Origin of the sequence: Streptomyces sp. NPDC051563 (assembly GCF_044454225.1) — a bacterium.
Lineage (GTDB): Bacteria > Actinomycetota > Actinomycetes > Streptomycetales > Streptomycetaceae > Streptomyces.
Genome location: NZ_JBITDL010000024.1, coordinates 111,559 through 126,076 on the forward strand (window position 1 = coordinate 111,559; position 14,518 = coordinate 126,076).

General features: G+C 69.9%; 12 protein-coding genes, 1 rRNA gene and 1 riboswitch. Of the genes, 1 reads left to right on the forward strand and 12 read right to left on the reverse strand.

Annotation, left to right across the window (positions count from 1 at the left end; translation table 11 throughout):
* Positions 1-52 precede the first annotated feature (52 nt).
* Positions 53-2,938 carry an aminomethyl-transferring glycine dehydrogenase gene (gene gcvP / locus ACIA8F_RS27125; protein ID WP_399382562.1) on the reverse strand — a complete coding sequence of 962 codons (2,886 nt, stop codon included), beginning with the start codon at positions 2,936-2,938 and terminating at the stop codon, positions 53-55.
* A gap of 198 nt (positions 2,939-3,136) precedes the next feature.
* A riboswitch (glycine riboswitch) is annotated at positions 3,137-3,235 on the reverse strand.
* Positions 3,236-3,354: 119 nt separating this feature from the next.
* Here gcvP and ACIA8F_RS27130 point away from each other — a divergent pair.
* Entirely contained in the window at positions 3,355-3,720 is a 366-nt protein-coding gene (locus ACIA8F_RS27130) for a PRC-barrel domain-containing protein (RefSeq protein ID WP_399382564.1), read from the forward strand.
* A gap of 250 nt (positions 3,721-3,970) precedes the next feature.
* Here the strand turns inward: ACIA8F_RS27130 and ACIA8F_RS27135 are convergent, their stop codons facing one another.
* The 11 genes from ACIA8F_RS27135 to rrf form a co-directional block, all read right to left on the reverse strand.
* The gene (locus tag ACIA8F_RS27135; RefSeq protein WP_399382566.1) at positions 3,971-5,497 is read right to left on the reverse strand and encodes a DNA polymerase IV; all 1,527 of its coding nucleotides are present in this window, start codon (positions 5,495-5,497) and stop codon (positions 3,971-3,973) included.
* A 59-nt stretch (positions 5,498-5,556) separates the two neighbouring features.
* Complete coding sequence (locus ACIA8F_RS27140) at positions 5,557-6,213, reverse strand: MerR family transcriptional regulator (RefSeq protein WP_399382568.1); 657 nt, start codon at positions 6,211-6,213, stop codon at positions 5,557-5,559.
* A 180-nt stretch (positions 6,214-6,393) separates the two neighbouring features.
* Positions 6,394-6,867, reverse strand: a complete 474-nt coding sequence (locus ACIA8F_RS27145; RefSeq protein ID WP_250745191.1) for a bifunctional nuclease family protein — start codon at positions 6,865-6,867, stop codon at positions 6,394-6,396.
* Positions 6,868-6,974: 107 nt separating this feature from the next.
* On the reverse strand, positions 6,975-7,748 hold the full coding sequence (locus ACIA8F_RS27150) for a MerR family transcriptional regulator (RefSeq protein WP_399382570.1): 774 nt from the start codon (positions 7,746-7,748) through the stop codon (positions 6,975-6,977).
* A gap of 19 nt (positions 7,749-7,767) precedes the next feature.
* Positions 7,768-8,307: an FHA domain-containing protein gene (locus ACIA8F_RS27155; protein WP_399382572.1), complete on the reverse strand. Its 540-nt coding sequence runs from the start codon at positions 8,305-8,307 to the stop codon at positions 7,768-7,770.
* A 483-nt stretch (positions 8,308-8,790) separates the two neighbouring features.
* The gene (locus ACIA8F_RS27160; protein WP_399382573.1) at positions 8,791-9,741 is read right to left on the reverse strand and encodes a DUF881 domain-containing protein; all 951 of its coding nucleotides are present in this window, start codon (positions 9,739-9,741) and stop codon (positions 8,791-8,793) included.
* A 5-nt stretch (positions 9,742-9,746) separates the two neighbouring features.
* On the reverse strand, positions 9,747-10,079 hold the full coding sequence (locus ACIA8F_RS27165; RefSeq protein ID WP_243342106.1) for a small basic family protein: 333 nt from the start codon (positions 10,077-10,079) through the stop codon (positions 9,747-9,749).
* The gene (locus ACIA8F_RS27170) at positions 10,076-10,978 is read right to left on the reverse strand and encodes a DUF881 domain-containing protein (protein WP_399382575.1); all 903 of its coding nucleotides are present in this window, start codon (positions 10,976-10,978) and stop codon (positions 10,076-10,078) included. Before ACIA8F_RS27170 ends, ACIA8F_RS27165 begins: the two co-directional genes overlap by 4 nt.
* A gap of 133 nt (positions 10,979-11,111) precedes the next feature.
* Positions 11,112-13,607, reverse strand: coding sequence for a sugar phosphate nucleotidyltransferase (locus ACIA8F_RS27175; protein ID WP_399382577.1), 2,496 nt, complete (start codon positions 13,605-13,607; stop codon positions 11,112-11,114).
* A 97-nt stretch (positions 13,608-13,704) separates the two neighbouring features.
* Positions 13,705-14,295 (reverse strand): CDP-alcohol phosphatidyltransferase family protein, encoded by a 591-nt coding sequence (locus ACIA8F_RS27180; RefSeq protein WP_250745186.1) that lies wholly within the window; start codon positions 14,293-14,295, stop codon positions 13,705-13,707.
* A 130-nt stretch (positions 14,296-14,425) separates the two neighbouring features.
* Positions 14,426-14,518, reverse strand: a 5S ribosomal RNA gene (rrf, locus tag ACIA8F_RS27185); the annotation flags it as partial.

Here is a 14,518-nt window from a genome sequence, read left to right on the forward strand (position 1 = left end):
TCCCGGACCGGCCCCTTCGTCATGTCACATGTCGATCAGTTGTCGTACTCGTTCAGTTGTCGTACTCGTCCAGCGGCGGGCAGGAACACACCAGGTTCCGGTCCCCGAAGGCACCGTCGATGCGGCGCACCGGCGGCCAGTACTTCTCCGCGGCCGACACCCCGCCCGGGAAGACGGCCTCGTCGCGGGTGTACGGGTGGTTCCACTCGCCGCCCAGCGCCGCCGCCGTGTGCGGCGAGTTGGCCAGCGGGTTGTCGTCCACCGGCCACTCACCGCCCGCGACCCGCTCGATCTCGGCGCGGATCGCGATCATCGCGTCGCAGAAGCGGTCGATCTCGGCGAGGTCCTCGGACTCCGTCGGCTCGATCATGAGCGTGCCGGCGACCGGGAAGGACATGGTCGGCGCGTGGAACCCGTAGTCGATCAGGCGCTTGGCGATGTCGTCGATGCTCACGCCCGTCGCCTTCGACAGGGGGCGCATGTCGATGATGCACTCGTGCGCGACCAGGTTGCCCGGGCCGGTGTAGAGCACCGGGTAGTGCGGCTCCAGGCGCTTGGCGATGTAGTTGGCGCCGAGCACCGCCACCTGGGTGGCGCGCTTGAGGCCCTCGCCGCCCATCAGACGCACGTACGACCAGGAGATCGGCAGGATGCCCGCCGAGCCCCACGGAGCGGCCGAGATCGGGCCGACGCCCGTCTCCGGACCGGCGGTCGGCTGGAGCGGGTGGTTGGGCAGGTACGGGGCAAGGTGGGCCCGGACACCGACCGGACCGACGCCCGGACCGCCGCCGCCGTGCGGGATGCAGAAGGTCTTGTGCAGGTTCAGGTGCGAGACGTCGCCGCCGAAGTGACCCGGCTTGGCCAGGCCCACCAGGGCGTTGAGGTTGGCGCCGTCCACGTAGACCTGGCCGCCGGCGTCGTGCACCTGGGCGCAGATGTCGGCGACGTGCTCCTCGAACACACCGTGGGTGGAGGGGTACGTGATCATCAGCACGGCGAGCTCGTCGCGGTACTGCTCGATCTTGGCGCGCAGGTCGTCCGCGTCCACCTCGCCGTCGTCGGCGGTCTTGACGACGACCACCTTCATGCCGGCCATCACGGCGCTCGCGGCATTGGTGCCGTGCGCGGAGGAGGGGATGAGGCAGACGGTGCGCTGCTCGTTGCCGTTCGCCCGGTGGTACGCGCGGACGGCCAGCAGGCCGGCGAGCTCGCCCTGGGAACCGGCGTTCGGCTGAATGGAGACCTTGTCGTAGCCGGTGACCTCGCAGAGACGTTCCTCCAGCTCAGTGATGAGCGTGAGGTACCCCTCGGCCTGCTCGACCGGGGCGAACGGGTGCACCTGGCCGAATTCCGGCCAGGTGACCGGCTCCATCTCGGTGGTCGCGTTGAGCTTCATGGTGCAGGAGCCCAGCGGGATCATGCCGCGGTCCAGCGCGTAGTCCTTGTCGGAGAGCTTGCGCAGGTAGCGCAGCATCGCCGTCTCGGACCGGTGCTGGTGGAAGACCGGGTGGGTCAGGTACTCGTCCGAGCGCAGCAGGCCCTCGGGCAGCGCCTCGGCGGTGCTCTCGTCCAGCGCCTCGATGTCCGCCGTGACGCCGAAGGCGGCCCAGACGGCCTCGATGTCGGCGCGCAGGGTGGTCTCGTCACAGGCGATGGAGACGAGGTCCGCATCGGCCTGGAAGAGGTTGACGCCACCCTCGCGGGCCGCGGCCACGACCTCGGCGGCCCGGCCGGGAACCCGGACGGTGAGGGTGTCGAAGTACGAGCCGTGCACGACCTCGGCCCCGCCGGCCGTCAGGCCCGCGGCCAGCAGGCTGGCGTAGCGGTGGGTGCGGCGGGCGATCGTCCGCAGCCCGTCCGGGCCGTGGTAGACGGCGTACATGCCGGCCATGACGGCGAGGAGCACCTGCGCGGTGCAGATGTTGGAGGTGGCCTTCTCGCGGCGGATGTGCTGCTCGCGGGTCTGCAGGGCCAGGCGGTAGGCCTTGTTGCCGTCCGCGTCCACGGAGACGCCGACCAGGCGGCCGGGCAGCGAGCGGGCGTGCTTGGCCTGGACGGCCATGTACCCGGCGTGCGGTCCGCCGAAGCCCATCGGGACGCCGAAACGCTGGGTGGTGCCGACGGCGATGTCCGCGCCCAGCTCGCCCGGGGAGGTGAGCAGGGTCAGGGCGAGCAGGTCGGCGGAGACGGCGACGATCGCACCGAGCTCGTGGGCCTGGTCGATGACCGGCTTGATCTCCCGCACGGCGCCGGAGGCACCCGGGTACTGGAGCAGCACGCCGTAGACGCCGCGCTCGGCGATCTCTGCCGGAATCCCGTCCGTCAGGTCCGCGACGACGACCTCGATGCCGATCGGCTCGGCACGGGTCTGGATCACCGCGATGGTCTGCGGCAGCGCGTCGGCGTCGACGAGGAAGACGTTGCCCTTCGCCTTGCCCACGCGGCGGGCCAGGGTCATGGCCTCGGCGGCCGCGGTGCCCTCGTCGAGCAGGGAGGCACCGGAGGTCGGCAGGCCGGTCAGCTCGGCGACGACGGTCTGGAAGTTCAGCAGGGCCTCGAGGCGTCCCTGGGAGATCTCCGGCTGGTACGGCGTGTACGCCGTGTACCAGGCCGGGTTCTCCATGACGTTGCGCAGGATCACCGGCGGCGTGAAGGTGCCGTAGTAACCCAGGCCGATCATGGAGGAGAGGACCTGGTTGCGGTCGGCGAGCTCACGCAGCTCGGCGAGCACCTCGGCCTCGGTCCGCGCCTCGGGCAGGTTCAGCGCGTCGGTCGTCTTGATCACATCCGGCACCGCGGCAGCGGTGAGCTCGTCCAGCGAGCCGTAGCCCACATGGGCGAGCATCTTCGCCTGCGCCTCGGCATCCGGGCCGATGTGGCGCTGCTCGAAGGGGATGCCTCGCTCCAGCTGGGAGAGCGGAATGCGGTTGGCGGTCATGTACGGAGGCCTCCTGGTCGTACGACCTGCGAGGGGCACCACGGCGCGGGCACCCGGACGGCCTCCCCCTCTGTCATCACAACCTGAGAGCTTCACCGGGCTGCACGGGGATCGCCCGCGAAGACCGGCTTTCACCGTCGGTGAGGAGAGGGACCGGCACTGCGCGCCCGGTACCCGCCCCTGCTTTCCAGAGTGGCCTCACCACGTGCGGTACGTATGCCTGAGAGATTCCGGGGAGGATTTGCTCCTTCGGCGCCTCCGTCTCACTCATTCGGAGGACTCTCCCGCACAGGGTCAACAGCCATCACCCAGCCTACCAGCGACGATCTGCGGGCCTCCCTCGAGTGGCCCCCTCTCCGGAAATGCACTTTTGTAGTCATTACGGAGGAGTTGCGCCCCAATGGAGGGACCGGACCGTGCAGACCGACATCGATCCCCGCAGCCTGATCGGCCGCAAGGCGTTCGACCGCAATGGCACCAAGATCGGCACCGTCGACGAGGTCTACCTCGACGATGCCACGGGCGTCCCGGAATGGGCCGCCGTACGCACCGGACTCTTCAGCCGGGACGCCTTCGTCCCGCTGGAGCCCAGCGAGATGGTGGGCGACACCCTGCACGTGCCCTTCGAACGCTCCCTCATCAGGGACGCCCCCGACTTCGGCGTCGGCCGCCACCTCTCCCCCGAACAGGAGCTGCAGCTCTACCACCACTACGGCCTGGACCTGACCCTCCCCTCGGACTTCCAGCACGACTTCGGCCACAAAACCCCCGACGCCCCCTAGCCCGGACCAGCCCACATCCAGGGGCCCACATCCAGGGCCCAAATCCAGCCCCTCCGGCGTCTGAGGAGCGGGGCCCAAATCCAGCCCCTCCGGCGTTTGAGAAGCGGGGGCCAAATCCAGCCCCTCCGGCGTTTGAGGAGCGGGGGTCCGGGGGCTGGCCCCCGGCAACGGCGCCGCACGCGGACGGGGTCCGGGCGGAGCCCGGGGAACGGTGGAAGGGCGGGTAGGGGACCCAGCCCCGCAGGGCGACCTACCCGACCCCCAGGGACTGCTCCCCGACCAGCGGCATCGGATCGGACGGCTCCAACTCGGGGTCGTCCACCAAGAACGTGCGCACCCGCCCCGGCCCGGACCCAGGCTGCTCGAACCGCACGGTCACCCGCCCGACCCCGCTGCCCTGCACCCACCCCGGCCCGTACTCCGCATGCCGCACATCGCGCCCGGCCGCCCACACCCGCTCACCCACGGCTTCGAGGCCGCCGGCCCCCGGCCCAGCCCCCGGCCGGTCGGGGGCTGGCCCCTGCCCGGAGCTCTCATCCTGCTCCGCCCCGGCACCGTCCCCCCGTCCCGCGGCCTCACCGCCTCGCCCGGCACTCTCCTGCCTCCCGACGGCCTCGACGCCCTCAACCGCGCCCCCGTCCGAACCAGCCTCCGCCCCAACCCCCGCCCCGTCCCCGTCCCCCGCCCCCGCCCCCGCAGCCATCGCATCGGCAAAAGCGAAAAGATCCTCCTGCGTATAGTCCGCCAGCCCCGTCACGCCCACCCCCAGCAGCCGCACCCCACCCGTGGTGTCCACGGCCTCCAGCAGCCGCGCCGCCGCCTCCCGCACCACCGCGGGGTCGTCCGTGGGCCCCCGCAGGGTCTCCGAACGGGTCAGTGTGGAGAAGTCGTACCGCCGGACCTTGAGCACGATGGTCCGCCCCGAGTGCCCCGACGCGCGCAGCCGCTCCACGCACCGGTCGGCGAGCCGCTGCACCTCGTTCCGGATCCGCACCCGGTCGTGCAGGTCGACGTCGAAGGTGTCCTCCACCGACACGGACTTCGCATCGCGTTCGGCGACCACCGGCCGCTCGTCCACGCCCAGTGCCATCCGGTACAGCCCGACCCCGTGGGACCGCCCCACCATCCGGACCAGCTCGTCCTCACCGGCTTCCGCCAGCTCCCCCACCGTCGTGATCCCGGCCCGCCGCAGGTGCTCCCCGGTGGCCGGCCCCACGCCGGGCAGGGTCCGTACCGACATCGGTGCGAGGTGCGCCCGCTCCGTGCCCACTTCGATCAGCAGCAGCCCGGCCGGCTTCGCTTCCTCGGAGGCGACCTTGGCCAGCATCTTGGACCCCGCGAGCCCCACCGACCCGCTGAGCCCGGTGGCGGCGGCGATGTCGGCCCTCAGCCGCTCGCCGACGGCCCGCGCGGTCGGCGCGTCGAAGGCGACGCCTCCCGCCTCCAGGTCCACGAAGGCCTCGTCCAGGCTCAGCGGCTCCACGAGGGGGGACAGCTCCCGGAGCAGCCCCATGACCGTGTCGCTGACCTCGCGGTACAGGCTGAAGCGTGGAATGAGGCACGCGCCGTTCGGGCAGAGCCGCCGGGCCTGGGCCATCGGCATGGCCGAGTGCACCCCGAAGCGCCGGGCCTCGTAGGAGGCGGTGGCGACGACCCCGCGCGGCCCGAGCCCGCCGACGATGACGGCCTTGCCGCGCAGGCTCGGCTTCGAGGCCTGCTCCACGGAGGCGTAGAAGGCGTCCATGTCCAGGTGCAGGATGGTCGGGGCGGCTCTCACAGCTCCGATGCTGCCCTACACCACTGACAATCGGCCCGAACCCGGCCCGCCGGGGAAACTCAGACGGCCCGGTTCCGCCGCGCGGCCAGCTCATCGGCCGGGTTGTGCCTGACCACGGTCTCGCCCGTGTCCACGCGCTCCCCGTGCAGCTGCGACAGCGCGTTCTCGACATCGCGCCAGACCACGCCCACGGCGATCCCGAAGACTCCCTGGCCGCCCTGGAGCAGGCTGACGACCTGGTCCGACGAGGTGCACTCGTACACGGTGGCGCCGTCACTCATCAGCGTCATCCGCTCCAGGTCCGAGAAGCCCCGGTCACGCAGGTGCTGCACGGCGGTGCGGATGTTCTGCAGCGCCACCCCGGTGTCCAGGAAACGCTTCACGATCTTGAGGACGACCACGTCCCGGAAGCTGTAGAGGCGCTGCGTCCCCGACCCGTAGGCCGGGCGCACCGTGGGCTCCACCAGCCCCGTGCGCGCCCAGTAGTCGAGTTGCCGGTACGTGATGCCGGCCGCGGCACACGCCGTCGGCCCCCGGTATCCGACCTGCTCGGGTGCGGAATCGCCCCCCGCCGACTCGACCGGCCCCACCGAACCGACCGGCGCGGGCTCCGGCTGACGGCGCGCGGAGTTCACCGCACCACCGTGCAGCGGGTACGGCCCACCGTCACTCCGTGCGGGGATGCCCCCGGTCATACCGTCGCCCGTGACTCTCACGCCGACCCTCCGTCCTTGACCTGCCACCTCGAAGGTAGGCAGTCACCAGGGGTGCGTCAACGATCGCCACACTCGGCACGCCGAGTGATAATCACCCTGAGAGTGGTTTCCCGTACCCCATTGCGGGGAAAGGCTACTCGAATGGGCTGAAATATCCGGGAGGTCGGCGCGACCCGCGCCTCACTGCGGGCCGGTGCCGAAGTCCTCTGGCGAGATCTGGTCGAGGAACTCGCGGAACTTCTCCACCTCGTCCTCCTGCTCGTCCGGGATCGCGATGCCGGCGTCGTCGAGGACGCCGTCGCTGCCGAAGATCGGCGTCCCGGTCCGCAGGGCGAGCGCTATGGCGTCGGACGGCCGCGCGCTCACCTCGACTCCGCTGGCGAAGACGAGCTCCGCGTAGAAAACGCCCTCCCGCAGATCTGTGATCCGGACTTCGGTCAGCTCCTCGCCGATCGCCTCCAGCACGTCCTTGAACAGGTCGTGCGTCAGCGGCCGGGCAGGGGCCATGCCCTGCTGCGCGAAGGCAATGGCGGTCGCCTCCCCTGGTCCGATCCAGATGGGGAGGTACCGGTCGCCTCCCACTTCACGCAGGAGCACGATCGGTTGGTTCGAGGGCATTTCCACCCGGACACCCACAACGTCGAGCTCGTTCACACAGCAACCCTAGGACCTGCCCGGCAGGTTTGGGTAGTCGGGCTCCCCCAAGCCTGCCCCGAAGCCCCTCCGAAGTCGCCCGAAGTCGGCCCGAAAACCCCTCGGGATCAGTGCAGCCGTACCCCGAGAGCCGTCTGTACGAGGGCCTCGTGCAGCCGTACGGAGAGCCCCGCGAGCTCCTTCATGGTGGCCTCCGCATGGGCTCTGGTCTGCGGATTGCGGTGCCGGCGCAGCGGCGAGACGACCTGTTCCACCAGACCGGCCTCCCGGTCGGCGGCGGCCTTCATCGCGCGCAGGTGGCGCGGCTCCAGGCCGAATCGGCCGAGATCGGCCACCAGACGGGCCACGGTGACCGTCTCGGCGTCGAAACCGCCGCCCGGTGCTTCCGCGATCAGCCCGTACGACTCCCACTCCACGAGCTGGACCTCGTCGACCTCCGCCGCGGCGATCAGCTCGGCCCGGCCCACCCGGGCGACGGTCGGCCGCTCCCGGCCCACTTCGCCGTAGAGGGCGACGGGGCTCGCGGGGTCGACGGACTCCCCGTGCGCCGCGGGCGCCGGGATGCGGATCTGCTCTCCCCGCGCGAGGGCGTCGAGCTGCTCGCGGATGACCTTCAACGGAAGGTAGTGGTCGCGCTGGAGCCGCAGGACGTGGGCGAGGCGCTCCACGTCGTCGGTGCTGAACTTGCGATATCCGGAAGGTGTGCGCCGGGGCTCCACGAGCCCCTCCGCTTCCAGGAAACGGATCTTCGAGATCGTGACCTCGGGGAACTCGTCGCGCAGCATCGTGAGCACCGTTCCGATGCTCACCAGCCGCACGCCCGAGGGGGCCGCGGTGGCGGTACCGCTCTTGGCGGCACCGCCTGCCGGGATACGCAGCATGGGACCTTCCCTTGAAGGGTCAGTGCCCCCGCAGGCTCGCGTAGAAGACCAGCCGGTACTTGCCGATCTGCACCTCGTCGCCGTTGTGCAGGGCGACGGAGTCGATCGGTTCACGGTTCACGTACGTGCCGTTGAGGCTGCCGACGTCGGAGACGGTGAAACCGTCGTGGCTCCTGCGGAACTCGACATGGCGCCGGGAGACGGTGACGTCGTCCAGGAAGATGTCGCTCTGCGGGTGCCGGCCGGCCGTCGTCAGCTCACCGTCCAGGAGGAACCGGCTGCCGGAGTTCGGGCCGCGCCGCACGATCAGCAGGGCGGAACCCGGAGGCAGCGCTTCCACCGCGGCCTGGGCCTCGGGGGACAGCGAGGACGACACGTGCGTCTGTCCCGACAGCTCGGCCTCGTAGGCCTCCAGGCCCGAGATCGAGATGGTGGACGTGGTCTCCGAGGCACGCTCCGGCGTCAGGCCCGCCCGCAGCGGCGCCCCGCAGTTGGAGCAGAACCGGCTCGCCGCATCGCTGCGGTGCCCGCACCTGCTGCAAATCTGCTCGGCCGACATGGACGGCTCCTCGCGCCGCGGCTGCCCCGCGGAGGCGTTGGTGGCATACGGGTCGGGGGCAAACCCTCCACCCGTACTTGAGGTTGATGGTTCACCGAAACCTATGCGTCCGGTACCGGCAGGGTCAACAGCCGACGCGCCGTGCGCGCCCGAAATATCACCCGCCCCGGCGACCTCGTCGCGGAAGAGCGGCCGGTCGCCCTGCCCTTCCACGTCTCCATGCCCCGCACGGTGCCTGGCCGCACCGCTTTCCTCGCGGTTCTTCTTGCCGAACAACTTCTCAAACAACTTCACGGGCGATTCCCCTTGACCGAAACAGACCCGCCCGTGGGGCAGGACGAACTCCGAATGCAACACCTGCCGACCCGGACATACTTACAACGTCCGTAACCATCAGACAGTTTCCACCACGCACCGCGACTTCGGTGCGTCGACCCCCCGCAGGCATTCGCCCGCGTGAGCCCGTCTCCCGCCCGTCCCGCATCACGACGATGACGACCGAGCGTAGTCAGGCTGCTTCGCAGCCCGCAAGGCATCCACAACGATCTTCGCCGGACGTGTGACGCCGACGACGGCCTGCTCCTTCTCCAGCGACTGGACGACGCCACCGGGAATGTTGAGCGCCGGCTCCAGGTCCTGCGGCTTGCCGATCACCTTGAACTCGTAGGGTTGTGTGATCTTCTTACCGTCGATCGCCACCCCGTCCTCCTCGTCCGAGAAGTACGAGTCCGCCACGATCCGCACCCCGTTGATCTGGATCGCCTCGGCCCCGGCCGCCCGCAGCTCCTGGAGGGTGTCCAGCAGCTTGTCCGACTGCACCTGGTTCTTGGGGTCCGTGATCTTCAGCACGATCCCCGGACCCTGCGCGGCCACCGTACCGGCCAGGATCCCGAGTTGGCGCTCCTTCTCCACGGTCTGCTTCCGGGCCTCCTCGGCCTGGTTGGAGCTGCTCTCCAGCTCCCGGCGCTGGTCGTCGAGCTTCTGCTTCTCGTCCTCCAGCCGCTTGGTCCGCCCGTCGAGCTCGTCGAGGATCCGTACGAGGTCCTCCTGACGGGCGCCCCGCAGCGCACTGGAGTCGCTATTGGACCGTACCTGGATGGCCAGGCCGAGCCCCAGGACGAACAGCAGCACCGCGACGATCAGTTGGGCACGGCTCACCCGCGGCGGCCACAACCCGGCCGCCAGTCGCTGCCGCCCGGTCTGTTCGGGGCCGGTCTGTTCGGGGCCGGTCGGCTGGTATCCAGCCGGCTCGGACCCGCTCGCCTGCGCCCCGCTCGCCTGCGGGCCCCGCTCCCCGGCCACCGGCCCGGGCTCGTGGCCCACAGGCCCGGGCTCGTGGCCCACGGGCCCGGCCGGCGGCTCCAGCGGAGGCTGCGCCTCCGGACGCCGCGCAGCGGCCCCGGGCTCCTCGGGCGGTGTGTCGTTCGTACTCATCGGCCTCACGCCCTGAACACGTGCCGGCGGATGGCCGCGGCGTTGGAGAAGATGCGGATGCCGAGGACGACGACCACACCGGTGGACAGCTGCGAGCCGACCCCCAGCTTGTCGCCGAGAAAGACGATCAGCGCCGCCACGACCACGTTCGACAGGAACGACACCACGAAGACCTTGTCGACGAAGATGCCGTCCAGCATCGCGCGCAGACCTCCGAACACCGCGTCCAGCGCCGCGACCACGGCGATCGGCAGATAAGGCTCCATCACGGCCGGCACTTCGGGGCGGACGAGAAGTCCGACCACCACTCCGACCACGAGGCCCAGTACCGCGATCACGATGCACCCTTCTGCTGCTCTGCTGCTGTAGCCGTACGTACGGTGAGGCTCGACGCGGCCGGAAGGCGCATCTGGGCCTCGGACGACAAGGAGGAGCGGATGCCGTAGTTCTCCTGCAGCACGTGCAGGTACTGGCCGTCCGCGGAGTCCTGGAACGCGGTCCCGAGGCGCTTCTTGTCGCCGATCGCCAGTACCTCGTACGGCGGCACCAGCGGCCTGTTGTCGACCAGTATCGCGTCACCCGCGGCCCGGATCGCCGAGAGGGACGTCAGCCGCTGCCCGTTGATCGAGATCGCCTCCGCCCCGGACTGCCACAGCCCGTTGACGATCTTCTGCATATCGCGGTCGCGGAGCCGTCCGGTGTCCGAGAATCCGGCGCTCTCGCGCGGCTTGGAGCCGTTTCCGCTCGTGGAGTCCTTGGCGTCGTCCACCGTCAGTTTGATTCCGGGCCCGTGCACCTCGGTGGCCCCCGACAGCAGCGCCACGAGCTGGCCCTGCTCGCCGCCGTGCTGCTTGAGCGCCTCGCGCTGCCGGGCGGCGACGGTGTCCCGGAGGCGTTCGATGTCCCGCTCCAGACCGTCCGCGTGCGCGTCGGCCGTCTCGACCCGGTCGATGAGTTCCTGACGCTCCTTGGCCAGCACCGGCGCGGTCGCCCGCGCCTGCGCGGCGCCCAGGGTGACGACACTGGCGGCGAGCACGAGCCCGGCGGCGAGACCCAGTTTGGCCTTCAGGGTCCGCGGCAGGCCGGAGGTGCCCTCGGCCAGGCGGCGGGCCGAGGCCTCCGCGTAGCCCTCGTCGAGGGAGTGGTCCATCACGTGCGTCAGCAGCGACATGGAGGCGTCCGGCCGCGCGGGAGGTGCCGAACTGCGGTGGTGGGGCGGCTGCGACATGCCGCACATCGTCGCATGTCGGCGCCGCTCCCACCGAATGCGGACGTCCGGTGGTCCGGCCGGGGCTCGCGCCCCGCCCGCTCCACCGGACTTCCGGCCCTACGACGTCGCCTTGAGGCCTACGTCCCGCCCTTCAGGCGGCTCAGTTCCCGGCGCCGTCCACCACCGCGGCCCAGTCGTCCAGCAGCGCCTGCGCGGACGCGTCGTCGGGCCCTTCGGCCCACAGGTGGGTGACCGCCTCCGCCGGATCCGGCAGTACCAGCGCCCACCGCCCGTCGGCCTCCACGACCCGTACCCCGTCGGTGGTGTCCACCTGCCGGTCCCCGGCCGCTTCCACGACCCGTCGCATGACGAGCCCCTTCACCGCCCACGGGGTCGGCACGTCCCGCTTGAGCACGTGCGCCCGCGGGATCCGGGCATCGATCTGGCTCAGCGTGAGCTGCGTCCGCGCCACCAGTCCGATCAGCTGCACGAAGGCGGCCGAGCCGTCGAAGACGCTGCTGAACTCGGGGACGATGAATCCGCCCCGCCCGTCACCGCCGAAGATGGTGTTCTCCGCCCGGCCCACCCGGGTCAGGTCGTCGGGCGAGGTAGTCGTCCACTCCACCTGGGTCCCGTGGTACGCCGCCACCTGCTCGGCGATCCGGGTGGTGGTCACCGGCAGCGCCACCTTGCCGCTGCGCTTCTCCGCGGCCACCAGGTCGAGCAGCACCAGCAGGGCCCGGTCGTCCTCGATGATCCGGCCGCGCTCGTCGACGAGGGAGATCCGCTCGCCCACCGGGTCGAAGCGCACCCCGAAGGCCGCCCGCGAGGACGCCACGATCTCCCCGAGCCGCACGAGTCCCGCCCGGCGGGATTCGGCGGTCTCGGTGGGCCGGGACTCGTCGAGCCCCGGGTTGACGGTCAGGGCGTCCACCCCGAGCCGGCCCAGCAGGCTCGGCAGCACCAGCCCGGCGCTGCCGTTGGAGGCGTCCACGACGACCTTGAGCCCGGAGTCCGCGACCCCGGTGATGTCCACGCGCCGCAGCAGCGAACCCGTGTACGCGTCGAAGACGCTCCCCGGGAACTGCAGGTCACCGATCTCACCGGGGAACGCCCGCCGGTACTCCTGGCGCGCGTAGACCCGGTCGAGCTTGCGCTGCTGCTGGAGGGAGAGGTCCGCTCCGCGCTCGTCGAGGAACATGATGTCGACCGAGTCCGGGATTCCCGGTGAGGTCCGCAGCACGATCCCGCCGGCGCTGCCGCGCGCGGTCTGCTGCCGCGCCACGGGCAGCGGCACGTTCTCCAGGTCCCGCACGTTGATGGCACTGGCCTGGAGCGCCGAGATCACGGCCCTCTTGAGCGCTCGCGCGCCTCGGGAGTGGTCGCGGGCCGTGGTGACCGTCGCCCCCTTCTTCAGGGTCGTGGCGTAGGCACCGGCGAGCCGGACCACCAGCTCCGGGGTGATCTCCACGTTCAGGATCCCGGTGACCCCGCGCGCCCCGAACAGATGTGCCTGTCCGCGGGACTCCCAGATGACCGAGGTGTTGACGAAGGCGCCCGCCTCGATCGTCTTGAAGGGGTAGACCCGCACGTTCCCCTGGATGATCGATTCCTCGCCGACGAGGCACTCGTCGCCGATGACGGCCCCGTCCTCGATCCGGGCGGCGCGCATGATGTCGGTGTTCTTGCCGATGACACAGCCGCGGAGATTGCTGTGCGGGCCGATGTACACGTTGTCGTGGACGACGGCCTTGTGCAGGAAGGCGCCGCTCTTCACGACTACGTTCGATCCGACGACGGTGTGCTCGCGGATCTCCACGCCGGCCTCGACCTTGGCGTAGTCACCGATGTACAGCGGTCCACGGAGCACCGCGTCCGGGCTGACCTCGGCCCCTTCGGCGATCCACACGCCCGGGGAGATCTCGAAGCCGTCCATGTCGACCTGGACCTTGCCCTCGAGCACGTCGGCCTGGGCCTTGACGTAGCTCTCGTGGGTGCCGACGTCCTCCCAGTAGCCCTCGGCGACGTAGCCGTAGATGGGCCGGCCTTCCTTCATGAGCTGGGGGAAGACGTCACCGGACCAGTCCACCGAGACGTCGGCGTCGACGTAGTCGAAGATCTCCGGCTCCATGACGTAGATGCCGGTGTTGATGGTGTCCGAGAACACCTGGCCCCACGTCGGCTTCTCCAGGAAGCGCTCGACCTTGCCTTCCTCGTCCACGATGGTGATGCCGAATTCCAGCGGGTTCGGCACCCGGGTGAGGCACACCGTGACCAGTCCGCCCTTCTCCTTGTGGAAACGGATCAGGTCGGTCAGGTCGAAGTCGGTCAGCGCATCGCCGGAGATGACGAGGAACGTGTCGTCCTTCAGAGCCTCCTCGGCGTTCTTCACGCTGCCTGCGGTTCCGAGTGGCTTCTCTTCGTTGGCATAGGTGAGCTCCATACCGAGCTCCTCGCCGTCACCGAAATAGTTCCTGACGAGCGACGCCAGGAACTGCACGGTGACCACGGTCTCGCTGAGCCCATGCCGCTTGAGCAGCCTGAGCACGTGCTCCATGATCGGCCGGTTCGCCACCGGCAGGAGCGGCTTGGGCATGCTTGAGGTCATGGGACGAAGCCGAGTGCCTTCGCCACCGGCCATCACGACGGCCTTCATGTCGGAAGAGTCCTCCTAGAGAGACGGCGTATCGCCGACCTCACCCGTCCCGGACGGTGACTGGACCACTCCTCCGCGTCAGTCACGCCGAGCGAGCTCAATCGGCCGTGGCGTCCGCCTTCACGAGCCGGCGGACTTGCACCACGTATAGGACTCCTGCCCACCAATAGAGCGTTGTACCCCATCCGGCGAACGCCCATCCGAAAACTGACCCCATCCAGGCCAACCAGCCCGACCAGGTGCTCACCAGGAGGAAGGGGAACGCGTACATCAGGTTGAAGGTCGCGGCCTTGCCGAGGAAGTTCACCTGCGGCGGCGGATAGCCGTGCCGGCGCAGGATCCAGACCATGACCAGCAACATCAGCTCACGTGCGAGCAGCGCCCCGGTGAGCCAGAGCGGCAGAATCTCCCGGTACGTGAGACCGAACAGGGTGGACAGGATGTAGAGCCTGTCCGCGGCGGGGTCCAGCAGCCGACCGAGGCTGCTGATCTGATTCCAGCGCCGTGCCAGCTTCCCGTCGAGGTAGTCGCTGATCCCGCTGAGCATGAGGACGGCAAGGGCCCAACCATCGTGCTCGGCCAGGATCAGCCACAGGAACAACGGTACGCCTGCGAGGCGAGCCATGCTCAGGATGTTCGGAATGGTGAAAATTCGGTCAGTCTGAACCCGAGTCTCCTGGACCTCCACCCGGGGGCCTCCACTGTGACTGTAGAAATGTCGAACGATGCCCCCTGACCCTACAGGAGCCGGTGCACCGGTCCGTAAACGCAGAAAAGCCCCGTACCGGTTTCCCGGTACGGGGCTTTCCACAATGATTGTTCGGCGGCGTCCTACTCTCCCACAGGGTCCCCCCTGCAGTACCATCGGCGCTGAAAGGCTTAGCTTCCGGGTTCGGAATGTAAACCGGGCG

Bases quoted from the DNA above. Each gene is read 5' to 3' on its own strand.
- ACIA8F_RS27150 (WP_399382570.1), bottom strand. From the start codon at position 7,748: ATGCTGCGTATCCCGGCAGGCGGTGCCGCCAAGAGCGGTACCGCCACC.
- ACIA8F_RS27160 (WP_399382573.1), bottom strand. From the start codon at position 9,741: ATGAGTACGAACGACACACCGCCCGAGGAGCCCGGGGCCGCTGCGCGG.
- ACIA8F_RS27155 (WP_399382572.1), bottom strand. From the start codon at position 8,307: ATGTCGGCCGAGCAGATTTGCAGCAGGTGCGGGCACCGCAGCGATGCG.
- ACIA8F_RS27175 (WP_399382577.1), bottom strand. From the start codon at position 13,607: ATGAAGGCCGTCGTGATGGCCGGTGGCGAAGGCACTCGGCTTCGTCCC.
- ACIA8F_RS27170 (WP_399382575.1), bottom strand. From the start codon at position 10,978: ATGTGCGGCATGTCGCAGCCGCCCCACCACCGCAGTTCGGCACCTCCC.
- gcvP (WP_399382562.1), bottom strand. From the start codon at position 2,938: ATGACCGCCAACCGCATTCCGCTCTCCCAGCTGGAGCGAGGCATCCCC.